General features: G+C 70.0%; 19 protein-coding genes. 14 read left to right on the plus strand and 5 right to left on the minus strand.

The genetic code is table 11. From position 1 onward, the window contains the following. Nucleotides 1-46 precede the first annotated feature (46 nt). Genes ABEA82_RS33495 through ABEA82_RS33505 form a run of 3 tightly spaced genes read right to left on the minus strand, consistent with a single transcriptional unit; the run spans nt 47 to nt 2581 of the window. A complete protein-coding gene (locus ABEA82_RS33495; RefSeq protein ID WP_345665520.1) occupies nt 47-763 on the minus strand; it encodes an ABC transporter permease in 717 nt (238 codons plus the stop codon). A gap of 50 nt (nt 764-813) precedes the next feature. Beyond that, a complete protein-coding gene (locus tag ABEA82_RS33500) occupies nt 814-1737 on the minus strand; it encodes an ABC transporter ATP-binding protein (protein ID WP_345665493.1) in 924 nt (307 codons plus the stop codon). A 31-nt stretch (nt 1738-1768) separates the two neighbouring features. After that, nucleotides 1769-2581, minus strand: a complete 813-nt coding sequence (locus ABEA82_RS33505; protein ID WP_345665494.1) for an AAC(3) family N-acetyltransferase — start codon at nt 2579-2581, stop codon at nt 1769-1771. Between the two features lie 161 nt (nt 2582-2742). On the opposite strand from ABEA82_RS33505, the gene ABEA82_RS33510 reads away from it, so the two are divergent. The 8 genes from ABEA82_RS33510 to ABEA82_RS33545 are packed head-to-tail and all read left to right on the plus strand — an operon-like array spanning nt 2743 to nt 9305. Continuing rightward, nucleotides 2743-3486, plus strand: coding sequence for a helix-turn-helix transcriptional regulator (locus ABEA82_RS33510; RefSeq protein WP_345665495.1), 744 nt, complete (start codon nt 2743-2745; stop codon nt 3484-3486). Continuing rightward, nucleotides 3483-4904 (plus strand): Fe-S cluster assembly protein SufB, encoded by a 1422-nt coding sequence (gene sufB / locus ABEA82_RS33515; RefSeq protein ID WP_345665496.1) that lies wholly within the window; start codon nt 3483-3485, stop codon nt 4902-4904. Before ABEA82_RS33510 ends, sufB begins: the two co-directional genes overlap by 4 nt. 58 nt (nt 4905-4962) lie before the next feature. Then, the gene (sufD, locus tag ABEA82_RS33520) at nt 4963-6147 is read left to right on the plus strand and encodes a Fe-S cluster assembly protein SufD (RefSeq protein WP_345665497.1); all 1185 of its coding nucleotides are present in this window, start codon (nt 4963-4965) and stop codon (nt 6145-6147) included. Further along, nucleotides 6144-6464, plus strand: coding sequence for a non-heme iron oxygenase ferredoxin subunit (locus ABEA82_RS33525; RefSeq protein WP_345665498.1), 321 nt, complete (start codon nt 6144-6146; stop codon nt 6462-6464). Before sufD ends, ABEA82_RS33525 begins: the two co-directional genes overlap by 4 nt. A gap of 7 nt (nt 6465-6471) precedes the next feature. After that, complete coding sequence (gene sufC / locus ABEA82_RS33530; RefSeq protein WP_345665499.1) at nt 6472-7236, plus strand: Fe-S cluster assembly ATPase SufC; 765 nt, start codon at nt 6472-6474, stop codon at nt 7234-7236. Continuing rightward, nucleotides 7233-8489, plus strand: coding sequence for a cysteine desulfurase (locus ABEA82_RS33535; protein WP_345665500.1), 1257 nt, complete (start codon nt 7233-7235; stop codon nt 8487-8489). Before sufC ends, ABEA82_RS33535 begins: the two co-directional genes overlap by 4 nt. A 16-nt stretch (nt 8490-8505) precedes the next feature. Next, nucleotides 8506-8976, plus strand: a complete 471-nt coding sequence (gene sufU, locus ABEA82_RS33540) for a Fe-S cluster assembly sulfur transfer protein SufU (RefSeq protein WP_345665501.1) — start codon at nt 8506-8508, stop codon at nt 8974-8976. Further along, nucleotides 8973-9305 (plus strand): metal-sulfur cluster assembly factor, encoded by a 333-nt coding sequence (locus ABEA82_RS33545; RefSeq protein WP_053670670.1) that lies wholly within the window; start codon nt 8973-8975, stop codon nt 9303-9305. The genes sufU and ABEA82_RS33545 overlap by 4 nt, the downstream gene beginning before the upstream one ends. Nucleotides 9306-9379: 74 nt before the next feature. Here ABEA82_RS33545 and ABEA82_RS33550 read toward each other — a convergent pair whose 3' ends face one another. Further along, nucleotides 9380-10213 carry an AbfB domain-containing protein gene (locus ABEA82_RS33550; RefSeq protein WP_345665502.1) on the minus strand — a complete coding sequence of 278 codons (834 nt, stop codon included), beginning with the start codon at nt 10211-10213 and terminating at the stop codon, nt 9380-9382. Nucleotides 10214-10383: 170 nt separating this feature from the next. Between ABEA82_RS33550 and ABEA82_RS33555 the strand changes: the two genes are divergently transcribed. The 4 genes from ABEA82_RS33555 (at nt 10384) to ABEA82_RS33570 (ending at nt 12808) form a co-directional block, all read left to right on the plus strand. Continuing rightward, nucleotides 10384-10704, plus strand: coding sequence for a DMT family transporter (locus ABEA82_RS33555; RefSeq protein WP_345665503.1), 321 nt, complete (start codon nt 10384-10386; stop codon nt 10702-10704). Then, nucleotides 10704-11252, plus strand: coding sequence for a TetR/AcrR family transcriptional regulator (locus tag ABEA82_RS33560; RefSeq protein ID WP_345665504.1), 549 nt, complete (start codon nt 10704-10706; stop codon nt 11250-11252). The genes ABEA82_RS33555 and ABEA82_RS33560 overlap by 1 nt, the downstream gene beginning before the upstream one ends. A gap of 131 nt (nt 11253-11383) precedes the next feature. After that, nucleotides 11384-12373, plus strand: a complete 990-nt coding sequence (gene dapD / locus ABEA82_RS33565; RefSeq protein ID WP_345665505.1) for a 2,3,4,5-tetrahydropyridine-2,6-dicarboxylate N-succinyltransferase — start codon at nt 11384-11386, stop codon at nt 12371-12373. 204 nt (nt 12374-12577) lie between these two features. Continuing rightward, entirely contained in the window at nt 12578-12808 is a 231-nt protein-coding gene (locus ABEA82_RS33570) for a hypothetical protein (protein WP_345665506.1), read from the plus strand. Between the two features lie 15 nt (nt 12809-12823). Here the strand turns inward: ABEA82_RS33570 and dapA are convergent, their stop codons facing one another. Continuing rightward, on the minus strand, nt 12824-13705 hold the full coding sequence (gene dapA, locus ABEA82_RS33575) for a 4-hydroxy-tetrahydrodipicolinate synthase (RefSeq protein ID WP_345665507.1): 882 nt from the start codon (nt 13703-13705) through the stop codon (nt 12824-12826). Nucleotides 13706-13948: 243 nt separating this feature from the next. Here dapA and ABEA82_RS33580 point away from each other — a divergent pair, with 243 nt between their 5' ends. Both ABEA82_RS33580 and ABEA82_RS33585 read left to right on the plus strand, forming a co-directional pair. After that, nucleotides 13949-14101 carry a hypothetical protein gene (locus ABEA82_RS33580; protein WP_345665508.1) on the plus strand — a complete coding sequence of 51 codons (153 nt, stop codon included), beginning with the start codon at nt 13949-13951 and terminating at the stop codon, nt 14099-14101. After that, nucleotides 14098-14630, plus strand: a 533-nt coding sequence (locus tag ABEA82_RS33585; protein WP_345665509.1) for a hypothetical protein, incomplete at its 3' end; no start/stop codon positions are given. The genes ABEA82_RS33580 and ABEA82_RS33585, both read left to right, overlap by 4 nt.

Here is a 14630-nt window from a genome sequence, read left to right on the forward strand (position 1 = left end):
CGTAGGGCGCCGCTTGTGCACGCTTTCACGAGGGTCGGTCATGGGCTCACTCCCAGCGGAAGAACCGTCCGGCCGCGGCCAGTCCCACGACCGCCCAGACACCGAGGATCCCCAGGTCGCCCCAGGGCATCCCGGCGCCGTGCCGGAGCACGTCCCGCAGACCGTCGGACAGCGCGGAGATGGGCAGCAGGCCGAGCACGTCCTGCGCGCCGGAGGGGAACCGGTCGAGCGGGACGATGACCCCGCCGCCCACGAGCAGCAGCAGGAACACCAGGTTGGCGGCGGCGAGCGTCGCCTCCGCCTTCAGGGTCCCGGCCATCAGCAGACCGAGCCCCGAGAAGGCCGCCGTGCCGAGGACCAGGAGCAGCAGGACGGCGAACGGGTTGCCGTGCGGCGACCAGCCGAGCGCGAAGGCGATGACCGTCAGCAGCACTACCTGGAGCACCTCGGTGACCAGGACGGACAGTGTCTTCGCCGTCATCAGGCCCCAGCGGGGCAGGGGCGAGGAGGCGAGCCGTTTCAGGACGCCGTAGCGGCGCTCGAAGCCGGTCGCGATCGCCTGCCCGGTGAACGCGGTCGACATCACCGCGAGCGCGAGGACGCCGGGCGCGAGGAAGTCGACCGCCTCGCCCGCACCCGTGTCGACGATGTCCACGGTGCTGAAGAGCACCAGGAGCAGGGTCGGGATGACGACGGTCAGCAGCAGCTGCTCGCCGTTGCGCAGCAGCATCTTCGTCTCGAGCGCGGCCTGGGCCGCGATCATGCGGGCGAGGGGCGCGGCCCCCGGCTTCGGCGCGTAGAGGCCGGTGGCGGTCACGAACGCAGCTCCTTACCCGTGAGCTCCAGGAAGACGTCTTCGAGGGTGTGCCGCTCCACCGAGATCTTCTCCGGCATCACCCCGTGCTGGGCGCACCAGGAGGTGACCGTCGCGAGCAGCTGGGGGTTGACCTTGCCGACCACCCGGTACGAACCCGGGGTCAGCTCGGCGGCCGAGGAGTCGGCGGGCAGCGCCTTGAGCAGGGAGCCGACGTCCAGTCCGGGGCGGCCGGAGAAGCGGAGCGTGTTCTCGGCGCCGCCGCGGCACAGCTCCTCCGGCGACCCCTGGGCGATGACCCGGCCGGCGTCGATGATCGCCACGTCGTCGGCGAGCTGCTCGGCCTCGTCCATGTAGTGCGTGGTGAGGATCACCGAGACACCGTCGGCGCGCAGGTCCCGGACCAGGTCCCAGGTGGCACGGCGGGCCTGCGGGTCGAGCCCGGCGGTCGGCTCGTCCAGGAACACCAGCTCGGGGCGTCCCACCACGGCCATCGCGAGGGCGAGCCGCTGCTGCTGCCCGCCCGACAGCCGCCGGTACGTCGTACGGCCGCAGGAGCCGAGCCCGAGGCGTTCGATGAGCGCGTCCACGTCCAGCGGGTGCGCGTGCAGCTTGGCGACGTGACGGAGCATCTCGTCGGCCCGGGAGCCCGAGTAGACCCCGCCGGACTGGAGCATCACGCCGACGCGGGGCCGCAGCTCCCGGGACTGTCTGACCGGGTCGAGGCCCAGGACGCGCACCGTGCCGGAGTCCGGCTTCCGGTACCCCTCGCAGGTCTCGACCGTGGTCGTCTTGCCCGCCCCGTTGGGGCCGAGCACGGCGGTCACGCCCTCCCGGGCCACCAGGTCGAGCCCGTCCACCGCGGTCTTCGTGCCGTACCGCTTCACCAGGGCCTGGACCTGGACCACGGGCTCACTTCGCATGGGTCCAGAGTCTAGGTAGGTGGGACGGGGCTCAGACCGGCGGGTGCGGGAACTCCTCCTCGCGGGAGCGGTGGACCGCCAGCCACCGTTCGGCGTAGGCCACGGCGTCCGTCACCGGGAACAGGCGTGCCTCGGCGGCCCCCACCTTGCCGCGGACGACGGGACGGTCCCGTTCGAAGTCGTAGCCCAGCTCGTCGAATCGGTCGGAACTGATGGACACCTCGACCACGGTTTCCCAGCCTTCGGGGCCAGGCCTGCCGACGGCCACGCGCGGGGACGGTATCCGGTACTCGGCGAGGTGGAAGCTGGTGCAGGAGGCGTAGCCGGCGCCGAGCAGCAGCACCCGGGCGCCCATCGCCTCCAGTTTCGCGAGCGGGCTGCGCTCCCCGAGCCGGCAGTCGGGCGCGTGCCCCTCGACCACCTCCGCCGCGCGCCGGCCGAGCGCCGCGAACGAGGTCTGGGGGTGCGCGCTGCGCAGCGCGCCGGGCCAGGTGCGCACGGTCTCCGGGACGACGCCGACCCCGCGGGCGGGCGTGATGCGCGGGTCGTACGCGGGCATCGTGGTGCGGATCGCCGACCACCACTGCGGGGGCACGGGCGGATTGCTCCACAGCGCCGGGTCCGACAGGTCGCCGGTCTGCGTCGGGACCACCAGCGTGCCGTCCGGGCCGACCGCGTCGAGCAGTCCTCGCACCACCGCGACGGCGCCACCGTTGACCCAGCCGAGCGAGCTGAGCGAGGAGTGCACCAGGAGGGTCTCACCGGGCCGTACGCCCAGCTCGCACAGTTGTGCGCGCAGCGTGTCCCGAGTGACAAGTGGGCCGGTCGGAGGGGGTGTGGACATGGTTCGGGAGTCTCCCCGAAGCGGCCTCGGCATGCCACCCGTTTGATCGATCAGAGATCATTCGCGCAGGTCAGATTAGGTATACCTAAGTGACGCAGGGCACCGTCGGGTCGGGCGGACGTGGCTTGCCCGTCCCCGAAGAATTACGCAACAATGGCGTTGTGAAAAACGTCGGCGAGGCTCGGGAGACCCCCACGGGGGCCCCGCAGGAGGAGCTCGCGACCGGGGAGCGGTCCACCCGCAACCGCGTCGCGCGGTCCATCCTGGACCACGGCCCGTCGACCGTCGCCGAGCTCGCCGAGCGCCTGGGGCTCACCCAGGCGGCCGTACGCCGGCACCTCGACGCCCTCGCGGGCGACGGTGTCGTCGAGGCGCGCGAGCAGCGGGTCTACGGCGCGCGTACCCGCGGCCGCCCGGCCAAGGCGTTCGCCCTGACGGACTACGGCCGGGATGCCTTCGACCAGTCGTACGACAAGCTCGCCGCGGACGCCCTGCGCTGGATCGCCGACCGCGAGGGCGGCAACGAGGCGATCGCCGCCTTCGCCCGCGCCAGGATCGCCGCGCAGGCCGGTGCGTACCGCAAGGCGGTCGAGGCCGCCACGCCCGAAGAGCGGACCGAAGCGCTGGCCAAGGCCCTGAGCGCGGACGGGTACGCTGCTACGGCGCGCAGCGCGCCCCACCCGCAGAAGGGTGAGCAGCTCTGCCAGCACCACTGCCCGGTCGCCCATGTCGCCGAGCAGTTCCCCCAGCTGTGCGAGGCGGAGACGGAATTTTTCGCCGAGCTGCTCGGTACGCATGTACAGCGACTCGCCACCATCGCGCACGGCGACGGCGTCTGCACGACGTTCATCCCCAAGATTTCCCACAACGCATCTGCAAGCACGGCCGGGAGGAACCCCGCATGACTCTCCCCACGGAGACTGCCCACCCTGAGCTCGAGGGCCTGGGCAAGTACGAGTACGGCTGGGCCGACTCCGACACGGCCGGCGCCTCCGCCAAGCGCGGCATCAACGAGGACGTCGTCCGCGACATCTCCGCCAAGAAGAGCGAGCCGGAGTGGATGACCAAGCTCCGTCTCAAGGGTCTGCGCCTGTTCGAGAAGAAGCCCATGCCGAACTGGGGCTCGGACCTGTCGGGGATCGACTTCGACAACATCAAGTACTTCGTGCGCTCCACGGAGAAGCAGGCGGCGTCCTGGGAGGACCTGCCCGAGGACATCAAGGCCACGTACGACAAGCTCGGCATCCCCGAGGCGGAGAAGCAGCGCCTCGTCGCCGGTGTCGCCGCCCAGTACGAGTCGGAGGTCGTCTACCACCAGATCCGCGAGGACCTGGAGGAGCAGGGCGTCATCTTCCTCGACACCGACACGGCGCTGAAGGAGCACCCGGAGCTCTTCAAGGAGTACTTCGGGACCGTCATCCCCGTCGGTGACAACAAGTTCGCGTCGCTGAACTCCGCCGTGTGGTCGGGCGGCTCCTTCATCTACGTGCCGCCGGGCGTCCACGTCGAGATCCCGCTCCAGGCCTACTTCCGCATCAACACGGAGAACATGGGCCAGTTCGAGCGGACCCTGATCATCGTCGACGAGGGTGCCTACGTGCACTACGTCGAGGGCTGCACCGCCCCGATCTACAAGTCGGACTCGCTGCACTCCGCGGTCGTCGAGATCATCGTCAAGAAGAACGCCCGCTGCCGCTACACGACCATCCAGAACTGGTCGAACAACGTCTACAACCTGGTCACCAAGCGCGCCGTGGCCTACGAGGGCGCGACCATGGAGTGGGTCGACGGCAACATCGGCTCCAAGGTGACGATGAAGTACCCGGCCGTCTACCTGATGGGCGAGCACGCCAAGGGCGAGACCCTGTCCATCGCCTTCGCCGGCGAGGGCCAGCACCAGGACGCGGGCGCCAAGATGGTCCACATGGCCCCCAACACGTCCTCGAACATCGTCTCCAAGTCGGTGGCGCGAGGCGGTGGCCGCACCTCCTACCGCGGTCTCATCGAGATCGGCGAGGGCGCCCCGGGCTCGAAGTCGAACGTGCTCTGTGACGCGCTGCTCGTCGACACGATCTCCCGCTCGGACACCTACCCCTACGTGGACGTCCGCGAGGACGACGTGTCCATGGGCCACGAGGCGACCGTCTCCAAGGTCTCCGAGGACCAGCTCTTCTACCTGATGAGCCGCGGTCTGAGCGAGGACGAGGCCATGGCGATGATCGTGCGCGGCTTCGTCGAGCCCATCGCCAAGGAACTCCCCATGGAGTACGCCCTGGAGCTCAACCGGCTGATCGAGCTGCAGATGGAAGGCGCGGTCGGTTAATCCGGTCCGCAGTCCCATCAAGCCCTACACGTAACGGAAAGCGAGCACTACGACAGCCATGGCTGAGGCCCAGAACATCCCGGTGGGCTCCACCACCACCGGCTCGATCGCGGTGGCGGCCGAGTCGACCGTCGCCACCCGCATGAGCGCGCCCCCCTCCTTCGACGTGACGGACTTCCCCGTCCCGCACGGACGTGAGGAGGAGTGGCGGTTCACCCCGCTGGAGCGCCTGCGCGGCCTGCACGACGGCACCGCGGTGGCGAACGGCGACGGCGTGAAGGTCGACGTCCAGGCTCCCGAGGGCGTCACCGTCGAGACCGTCGGCCGCGACGACGCGCGGATCGGCAAGGCCGGCACCCCGGTGGACCGCGTCGCCGCCCAGGCCTACTCGGCGTTCGAGAAGGCCGGGGTCGTGACCGTCCCCAAGGAGACCGTCCTCACCGAGCCGATCCGCATCGCGGTGCACGGCGAGGGCGGGACCGCCTTCGGCCACCAGGTGATCGAGCTGGGCGCCTTCGCCGAGGCCGTCGTGGTCATCGACCACACCGGTGACGCGGTGCTCGCCGCCAACGTCGACTACCTGCTGGGCGACGGCGCCAAGCTGACCGTCGTCTCCGTCCAGGACTGGGACGACAAGGCCGTCCACGTCGCCCAGCACAACGCGCTCATCGGCCGCGACGCCTCCTTCAAGTCGGTCGTCGTCACCTTCGGCGGCGACGTCGTCCGGCTGCACCCGCGCGTCAGCTACGCCGGCCCCGGCGGCGAGGCCGAACTGTTCGGCCTGTACTTCACCGACCAGGGCCAGCACCAGGAGCACCGCCTCCTGGTCGACCACAACGTCCCGCACTGCAAGTCGAACGTCGTCTACAAGGGCGCGCTCCAGGGCGACGACGCGCACGCGGTGTGGATCGGTGACGTGCTCATCGAGGCCGCGGCCGAGGGCACCGACACGTACGAGATGAACCGCAACCTGGTCCTCACGGACGGCGCGCGCGTGGACTCCGTACCGAACCTCGAGATCGAGACCGGCGAGATCGTCGGCGCCGGCCACGCCTCGGCGACCGGCCGTTTCGACGACGAGCAGCTCTTCTACCTCATGGCCCGCGGCATCCCGGAGTACGAGGCCCGCCGACTGGTGGTCCGCGGCTTCTTCGCCGAGCTGGTCCAGCAGATCGGCCTCCCCGACATCGAGGAGCGTCTGATCGCCAAGATCGAGGAGGAGCTGGAGGCGTCGGTCGGATGACCGCATTCGTACGCGTCTGTGGACTGAGTGAGCTGGAGGAGGACACCCCGAAGCGGGTGGAACTCGACGGCACGCCGATGTCCATCGTGCAGACCGAGGGCGAGGTGTTCGCGATCCACGACATCTGCTCGCACGCGAACGTCTCCCTGGCGGAGGGCGAGGTCGACGACTGCCACATCGAGTGCTGGCTGCACGGCTCGCGCTTCGACCTCCGTTCCGGCAAGCCCGACGCCCTTCCGGCGACGCGCCCCGTCCCCGTATACCCCGTAAAGATCGAAGGGGACGACGTGCTCGTCTCCCTCACCCAGGAGTCCTGAGGCACCCATGGCAACGCTTGAAATCCGAGACCTGCACGTCACCGTCGAGGCCGACAACGCCACGAAGGAGATCCTCAAGGGCGTCGACCTCACCGTGAAGCAGGGCGAGACGCACGCCATCATGGGCCCCAACGGCTCCGGCAAGTCGACCCTCGCCTACTCCCTCGCGGGTCACCCGAAGTACACGATCACCGGCGGCACCGTCACCCTCGACGGCGAGGACGTCCTGGAGATGTCCGTCGACGAGCGCGCCCGCGCCGGCCTGTTCCTCGCCATGCAGTACCCGGTCGAGGTCCCGGGTGTCTCGGTGTCGAACTTCCTGCGCACCTCCGCCACCGCGGTCCGCGGCGAGGCCCCCAAGCTGCGCACCTGGGTGAAGGAGGTCAAGGAGGCCATGGAGCGCCTCAACATGGACCCGGCCTTCGCCGAGCGCAACGTCAACGAGGGCTTCTCCGGCGGTGAGAAGAAGCGCCACGAGATCCTCCAGCTGGAGCTGCTCAAGCCGAAGGTCGCCATCCTCGACGAGACCGACTCCGGTCTGGACGTCGACGCCCTGCGCGTCGTGTCGGAGGGCGTCAACCGCGTCCGCGAGACGGGCGAGGTCGGCACCCTGCTGATCACCCACTACACGCGCATCCTCCGCTACATCAAGCCCGACCACGTGCACGTCTTCTCCGGCGGCCGCATCGTCGAGTCCGGCGGCGCCGAGCTCGCCGACAAGCTGGAGAACGAGGGTTACGAGGCATACACGAAGGGTGGCGCATCCGCGTGACACAGCTGCCGGGCCTCCTCGACACCGAGGCGATCCGCAAGGACTTCCCCATCCTGGACCGCCAGGTCCACGACGGTCAGAAGCTCGTGTACCTGGACAACGCGGCGACCAGCCAGAAGCCGCGCCAGGTGCTGGACGCCCTGAGCGAGTACTACGAGCGCTACAACGCCAACGTCCACCGCGGTGTGCATGTGCTCGCCGAGGAGGCCACGGCGCTGTACGAGGGCGCGCGCGACAAGGTCGCGGACTTCATCAACGCGCCCAGCCGTGACGAGGTGATCTTCACCAAGAACGCCTCGGAGTCGCTCAACCTCGTGGCCAACATGCTGGGCTGGGCCGACGAGCCCTACCGCGTGGACTCCGAGACCGAGATCGTCATCACGGAGATGGAGCACCACTCCAACATCGTGCCGTGGCAGCTGCTCGCGCAGCGCACGGGCGCGAAGCTGAAGTGGTTCGGCCTCACCGACGACGGCCGCCTCGACCTGTCGAACATCGATCAGATCATCACCGAGAAGACGAAGATCGTCTCCTTCGTACTGGTCTCGAACATCCTCGGCACCCAGAACCCGGTCGAGGCGATCGTGCGCCGCGCCCAGGAGGTCGGTGCGCTGGTCTGCGTCGACGCCTCCCAGGCCGCGCCGCACATGCCGCTGGACGTGCAGGCCCTCCAGGCCGACTTCGTGGCCTTCACCGGTCACAAGATGTGCGGCCCGACCGGCATCGGCGTCCTGTGGGGCCGCCAGGAGCTGCTGGAGGACCTGCCTCCGTTCCTGGGCGGCGGCGAGATGATCGAGACGGTGTCGATGCACTCCTCGACGTACGCCCCGGCGCCCCACAAGTTCGAGGCGGGCACGCCGCCGATCGCCCAGGCGGTCGGACTCGGCGCGGCGATCGACTACCTCAACTCGATCGGCATGGACAAGATCCTCGCCCACGAGCACGCGCTCACCGAGTACGCGGTCAAGCGGCTGCTGGAGGTCCCCGACCTGCGCATCATCGGCCCCACCACGGCCGAGGAGCGCGGCGCGGCGATCTCCTTCACCCTCGGGGACATCCACCCGCACGACGTGGGCCAGGTCCTCGACGAGCAGGGCATCGCGGTCCGGGTCGGCCACCACTGCGCGCGGCCGGTCTGCCTGCGCTACGGAATTCCTGCGACCACGCGAGCGTCGTTCTATCTGTACTCCACGCCGGCCGAGATCGACGCGCTGGTCGACGGCCTGGAGCACGTACGGAACTTCTTCGGCTGAGAGGCGTGCGGAAACCGTGAAGCTGGATTCGATGTACCAGGAAGTCATCCTGGACCACTACAAGCACCCGCACGGGCGGGGCTTGCGGGATGGCGACGCCGAGGTGCACCACGTCAACCCGACGTGCGGTGACGAGATCACGTTGCGCGTGAAGTACGACGGCACGACGATCGAGGACGTCTCGTACGAGGGCCAGGGCTGCTCGATCAGCCAGGCGAGCGCGTCCGTCCTGAACGACCTGCTCGTCGGCAAGGACCTCTCCGACGCGCGGAAGATCCAGGAGACCTTCCTGGAGCTGATGCAGTCGAAGGGGAAGCTGGAGCCCGACGACGCGATGGAGGAGATCCTGGAGGACGCGGTCGCGTTCGCCGGGGTGTCCAAGTACCCGGCTCGGGTCAAGTGTGCCCTGCTGAGCTGGATGGCCTGGAAGGACGCGACGGCCCAGGTACTGGGCGGAGCCGACGCCGAGAAGGAGACGACGGCATGAGCGAGACCGTTGAGATGAAGCCGGCCTCGGAGGAAGAGGTCCGCGAGGCGCTGTACGACGTCGTCGACCCCGAGCTGGGCATCGACGTCGTCAACCTCGGCCTGATCTACGGCATCCACATCGACGAGGCGAACATCGCCACCCTCGACATGACCCTGACGTCGGCGGCCTGCCCGCTGACGGACGTCATCGAGGACCAGGCCAAGTCCGCCACGGACGGCCTCGTCAGCGAACTGCGCATCAACTGGGTCTGGATGCCCCCGTGGGGCCCCGACAAGATCACGGACGACGGGCGGGAGCAGCTTCGGGCTCTCGGCTTCAACGTCTGAGATCACTGACGGACGAAAGGGGCGGCACCCTCCCGGGTGCCGCCCCTTGTCCGTGTGCGGATCAGTCCGGATGCTCAGTCGAGCCCGGCCACCAGCCGGAACGCCGAGTCCGCGCGGTACAGGCCGTCGTGCTGGTACGGCTCCAGGCGGAGCTGGAAGTTGCGGTGGCGCAGGAACCGGCCCGGGTAGTTCACCGACTCCAGCATGACCGCGCCGGAGTGGGACGCCGGGCGGGGGCAGAACGTGGCGTCCTTGCCGAACAGGGAGGAGCCGTCGTTGCGCTCGGCGCGCAGGACGAAGCTGCGGTGGCGGAGGTAGCCGCCGTCGGCCGTGGCGAAGGAGTAGCAGGAGGAGTCGGCCAGGCCCGCCACCCGCTCGAAGGTGGCGTCGCTGCGGTCCGAGGCCGAGCCGGGCGCGGCGAGGGTGACGTAGCCGCCGCTGATCTGCCAGTAGCGGTCGGGGTAGTTGACCGAGCGTATGGACGTCCCGTGCGGGGCCGGGGGCTTCGGCGGCTTCGACGTCCGGTCGGGCGCCGGCGAGGTGGGCTTCTTCTTCTCAGCGGGCTCGGGCTTGGCGTCAGGACTGGGCGATGCGCTCGTCGTGGGCGTCGGCGACGGGCGGCCGTGCTCCTTGCCCGGCCGGTCCGTGCCCTTCTCGGAGGGCGTCGCGAACGAGATCAGACCGCCCGGGGCCGAGCTGCTGAGTGTCGACGGCTGCGCCGCCGAGGGCGCCGGCTCGCCCGACCGGCTGTCCATCACCGTGATCGCCGTCACGCACGCGGTGACCGTGGCCACCGCGAGGGCCCCCGCCAGCCAGAGCCGTCGGGTTCCCGGTGCCCGGCTGGTGTCCGGGGCCCAGCCGCTCTCCCACGGACGGTCCTGCGACGGCCGGGACTTCTCTTCTGACATGCGCTGATTTCCTCCGACGGGCACCCTTGACGGCGGCGCAGTTGTGGTGGCCCGGTGTGTGATCGGTGACACCGTAGTGGAGCCCGTGGATCTCCGGCAGGAGTTTGGAGAGAGCGGTTTCCAGACTTTTGTTGTGTACGGGTGTACATATGTTGTGTACGCTCGTACACATGGGTTACTTGCTGCTGTCCGCGGCCATCGCCGCCGAAGTCGGCGCGACCACCGCCATGAAGTACAGCGAGGGCTTCAGCAGGCTCGGGCCCTCGATGCTCACGTTCCTCGGATACGTCGTCTCCTTCGCGCTGCTCGCCCAGACGCTGAAGACCGTCCCCGTCGGCACGGCCTACGCGATCTGGGCCGGTGTCGGTACCGCCGCCATCGCGACGATCGGGATGGTCTTCATGGGGGAGGGGATGACCACCGCCAAGGCCGCCGGTATCGCGCTGATCATCGTCGGGGTCGTGGTGCTGAACCTGGGAGGTGCCCACTGATGCCCCGGCGTCACGACCCCGAGCGGCGGCAGCGGATCATCGACGCGGCGATCCGGGTCGTCGGGGCCAAGGGGATCGCCGGGCTGAGCCACCGCAGTGCCGCCGCCGAGGCCGATGTGCCGCTCGGCTCGACGACGTACCACTTCAAGACCCTCGACGAGCTGCTGGTCGCCGCGCTGCGGCAGGCCAACGAAGGCTTCGCCAAGGTGATCGCCTCGCGCGGCGGCCTGGAGGACCCCCGGGCCGACCTGGCGGCCGAACTCGCCGGGTGGATGGGGGAGTGGCTCGCGGGCGACCGTACGGGGGTCGAGCTGGAGTACGAGCTCTACCTCGCCGCCCTGCGCCGGCCCGCCCTGCGGCCCGTCGCCGACGAGTGGGCCGAGCAGCTCGCCGACCTGCTGTCCCGGCGCACGGACCCGCTGACCGCGCGGGCGCTGGTGGCGGTCGTGGACGGCATCTGTCTCCAGGTGTTGCTGACCGGCGTGCCGTACGACGAGTCCTACGCGCGGGAGGTGCTGGGGCGGGTCGTCGCCGGGGCCCGGGAGTGAGGCCGGCGGGAGGGCGGTGGCGAGGCGTCCGCGCTGCTGAGGGGCGCCTTGCCCGGACGGATACCGCCCGTCCCGTGAGACGCCCCCGCACCGGTTCGCATCGACCGGCGTCCGCCGGTTAGGTTGCCCTCATGACCGACACGACTGCTCCTCGCACCACCGGCGCCGTGGCCGCCGGCCTCGCCACGATCGCCGCCGACGGCACCGTCCTCGACACCTGGTTCCCCGCGCCCGAACTGGCGGCCGAGCCCGGCCCGTCCGGCACCGAGCGGCTCTCCGCCGAGCAGGCCGCGGAGCTGCTCGGCGGCGGTGCGACCGCGGCGGTCGGCCCGGACACCCGCCGGGGCGTCGAGGTGGTCGCGGTCCGCACGGTCATCGCCTCGCTCGACGAGAAGCCGGTCGACGCGCACGACGTCTACCTGCGTCTGCACCTGCTCTCGCACCGCCTGGTGAAGCCGCACGGCCAGAGCCTCGACGGCATCTTCGGCCACCTCGCGAACGTCGCCTGGACCTCGCTCGGCCCGGTCGCCGTCGACGACATCGAGAAGGTGCGGCTGAACGCGCGCGCCGAGGGCCTGCACCTCCAGGTGACCTCCGTCGACAAGTTCCCGCGCATGACGGACTACGTGGCCCCGAAGGGCGTCCGGATCGCCGACGCCGACCGGGTCCGCCTCGGTGCGCACCTCGCCGAGGGCACCACCGTGATGCACGAGGGCTTCGTCAACTTCAACGCCGGCACGCTCGGCACGTCGATGGTCGAGGGCCGCATCTCCGCGGGCGTCGTGATCGGTGACGGCTCGGACATCGGCGGCGGCGCCTCGACGATGGGCACCCTGTCCGGCGGCGGCAACGTGATCATCTCCATCGGCGAGCGCTGCCTGATCGGCGCCGAGGCGGGCGTCGGCATCGCCCTCGGCGACGAGTGCGTCGTCGAGGCCGGCCTCTACGTCACCGCCGGCACCCGCGTCACCATGCCCGACGGCCAGATCGTCAAGGCCCGCGAGCTGTCCGGCGCGTCCAACATCCTCTTCCGCCGCAACTCGGTCACCGGCGCGGTCGAGGCCCGGCCGAACAACGCGGTGTGGGGCGGTCTGAACGAGATCCTGCACAGTCACAACTGATCGCCGGCGGCTGAGTGCCTCCTGCGGTCACCAGAGCGCCCTTCCACGGCCCGAAGAGGGTCCGGGAAGGGCGCTTCCTGTTTCCGGCGAGGCAACGGTCGCACGTACGAGTTATGCGGCGTGACCTCGTGGTGGTGCCGGCAGATGAACGGGGTGGACGCAGTGTCCGATCAGACGCCGAACCGACGAAACGAGGAACGGGACATGAAGAACGAGCGGGGGCGGGCCGTGGTGCGCCGTCTGGCCGGGGTGGTCGCGGTGCTGGCGGTGTGCTGGCTTCCGGCGGGGGTCGCGCACGCCGACGAGACCAGCACGAACTCGCACAACGGTCACCGGTTCGGCCTGTTCAACGTCCACGTCGGCCAGATCGACGACCCGGCGGAGGACGTGCTGGAGCACACGCTGCTGTTCGGGGACGGGTACGCATGGAACTGAGTCAGGATGTCTTGATCAGGTCGGCAGGTTCTCGTAGTGGGAGCGCAGTTCGTCGGTCGTTCCCGGGTCGGCGGGTCGCAGGGGGGCGCGGACCGGTCCGGCGGGGAGGGCCAGGGTGTTCAGGAGCGCCTTCGTCGTGACCGTGCCCGGCAGGCCCGCCGACATGATCGCCTCGATGAGGGGTGTGGCCCGCTGCTGGAGGCGGGTCGCCCGGGGCGCGTCGCCCGCGTCGAAGGCGTCCAGGACCTCCCGCAGGTGCTTCGGGATCACGTTCGCGACCGTGCTGACGTACCCCGCCCCGCCCACCGCGTACAAGGCGAGGTTGTGTTCGTCGCAGCCCGCGTAGTACGCCAGTTCCGTGCGGTCCAGCACCTTCTGGGCGGCGAGGAAGTCGTGGGAGCAGTCCTTGACCGCGACGACCGCGGGGTGTTCGGAGAGGCGGAGGATCGTCTCGGCTTCGATGCGGACGCCGGTGCGGACCGGGATGTCGTAGAGCATCAGCGGGAGTCCGGTCGCGTCCGCGATCTCGCGGAAGTGGGCCTCGATCGCCTCCTGCGGGGGCCTGCTGTAGTACGGGGCCACCACCAGCAGGCCGTCCGCGCCCGCCTTCTCGGCCTCCCTGGCGAGGTCCACGGTGTGCCGGGTGTCGGCGGTGCCGACGCCCGCGACGATCGACGCGCGGTCGGCGACGGCCTCGCGGACGGCCGCGATCAGGGCCGACTTCTCGGCGTCCGTGGTGGTCGGTGACTCGCCCGTCGTGCCGGACAGGACGAAGCCGTCGCAGCCCTGTGCGACCAGGTGGGCGGCCAGGTGCTGCGCGCCGTCGAGGTCCAGTGCGCCGGAGCGGGTGAACGGGGTGATCATGGCGCAGAGGGTGCGGCCGAAGGGGGGCGTCATGCCGAGTAGTCTCGGCGGCGTGACCGTGTAGCTCTAGTTAATTTTCCTTTCCTGTATTCGTAAGTGATGCTTCTGGGTTGTGTGGGGTCGGCTTCCGCTCGTGGTTCCGTTCGTGGTGGCTTTTGTCTTCGGGTTGCCTCCGGGGTGCTTCCGGGTTTCCGTGGTGGGGTGCCCTATGTCCACAGCGGGCCTTTCGGGTCACCATGGCCAGGACGGTCGGCGACGGCATTTCATGGAGGCGTCATGAAGCTCGGCAAGGCACTGGCCACCGGGGTCGCGGAGGAGCTCCCGCAGAGCCGGGACGAGGAGATGGAACTTCCGGATCTCCGGCCCGACTTCCAGGAGGCCGAGGAGGCTGCCCAGGCTGCCCTGGAAGAGGCTCCGGTCGCACGATGAGGTGGCGGCTTCCGGCGGAGCGTCCGGCGGAGCCGCCGACCGGATACAAGATCGCCCACCCGGTGCTGTCCCAGGACGGCACCCGGGCCGGGTTCACCGGCGTGTCACTGGGCGGGACGCTGCCGTACGGGGTGGTGGCGGAAGCGTCCTGTGTGTACGGGCTGCGGCACCGCGCACCGCATCGTCGCTGCGACTGCGGGTTCCACTGTGTGCATGACCGGGCGGTGGCGGAGGCGCTGCTGAGCACCGCCGAGCATCGGACGGCCGTGCTGCTGGAGGTCTCCGTCCTCGGGGCCTATATCCGGTTCGAGCGTGGGTTCCGCTATGCCCGGCAGCGGGTGCGGGTCATGACGGTGGGGGCGTGTGCGTGCGGGGCCGGAGCGGCCTCGCTGACCGAGGCCGGGTGGGGGCGGCCGGGGTGGCGGGGGCTCGTGCCGTGCTGCCGGGTGTGTGGGCGGGGGCGGCCGGCCTTGTCGCTCGCCGGGTTCGCGCGGCTGGCGGGGGGTGGGGTGTTGAATGGCACAGGTGT

Origin of the sequence: Streptomyces venetus (assembly GCF_039540295.1) — a bacterium.
GTDB lineage: Bacteria > Actinomycetota > Actinomycetes > Streptomycetales > Streptomycetaceae > Streptomyces > Streptomyces venetus.

Excerpts from the sequence above, each read along its gene's own strand:
- ABEA82_RS33560 (WP_345665504.1), top strand. The coding sequence starts at position 10,704 with ATGCCCCGGCGTCACGACCCCGAGCGGCGGCAGCGGATCATCGACGCG.
- sufC (WP_345665499.1), top strand. The coding sequence starts at position 6,472 with ATGGCAACGCTTGAAATCCGAGACCTGCACGTCACCGTCGAGGCCGAC.
- ABEA82_RS33505 (WP_345665494.1), bottom strand. The coding sequence starts at position 2,581 with ATGTCCACACCCCCTCCGACCGGCCCACTTGTCACTCGGGACACGCTG.
- ABEA82_RS33550 (WP_345665502.1), bottom strand. The coding sequence starts at position 10,213 with ATGTCAGAAGAGAAGTCCCGGCCGTCGCAGGACCGTCCGTGGGAGAGC.
- ABEA82_RS33495 (WP_345665520.1), bottom strand. The coding sequence starts at position 763 with ATGATCGCGGCCCAGGCCGCGCTCGAGACGAAGATGCTGCTGCGCAAC.
- ABEA82_RS33570 (WP_345665506.1), top strand. The coding sequence starts at position 12,578 with ATGAAGAACGAGCGGGGGCGGGCCGTGGTGCGCCGTCTGGCCGGGGTG.
- ABEA82_RS33580 (WP_345665508.1), top strand. The coding sequence starts at position 13,949 with ATGAAGCTCGGCAAGGCACTGGCCACCGGGGTCGCGGAGGAGCTCCCG.
- ABEA82_RS33545 (WP_053670670.1), top strand. The coding sequence starts at position 8,973 with ATGAGCGAGACCGTTGAGATGAAGCCGGCCTCGGAGGAAGAGGTCCGC.
- sufB (WP_345665496.1), top strand. The coding sequence starts at position 3,483 with ATGACTCTCCCCACGGAGACTGCCCACCCTGAGCTCGAGGGCCTGGGC.
- dapD (WP_345665505.1), top strand. The coding sequence starts at position 11,384 with ATGACCGACACGACTGCTCCTCGCACCACCGGCGCCGTGGCCGCCGGC.
- ABEA82_RS33525 (WP_345665498.1), top strand. The coding sequence starts at position 6,144 with ATGACCGCATTCGTACGCGTCTGTGGACTGAGTGAGCTGGAGGAGGAC.
- ABEA82_RS33500 (WP_345665493.1), bottom strand. The coding sequence starts at position 1,737 with ATGCGAAGTGAGCCCGTGGTCCAGGTCCAGGCCCTGGTGAAGCGGTAC.
- ABEA82_RS33555 (WP_345665503.1), top strand. The coding sequence starts at position 10,384 with ATGGGTTACTTGCTGCTGTCCGCGGCCATCGCCGCCGAAGTCGGCGCG.
- sufD (WP_345665497.1), top strand. The coding sequence starts at position 4,963 with ATGGCTGAGGCCCAGAACATCCCGGTGGGCTCCACCACCACCGGCTCG.
- dapA (WP_345665507.1), bottom strand. The coding sequence starts at position 13,705 with ATGACGCCCCCCTTCGGCCGCACCCTCTGCGCCATGATCACCCCGTTC.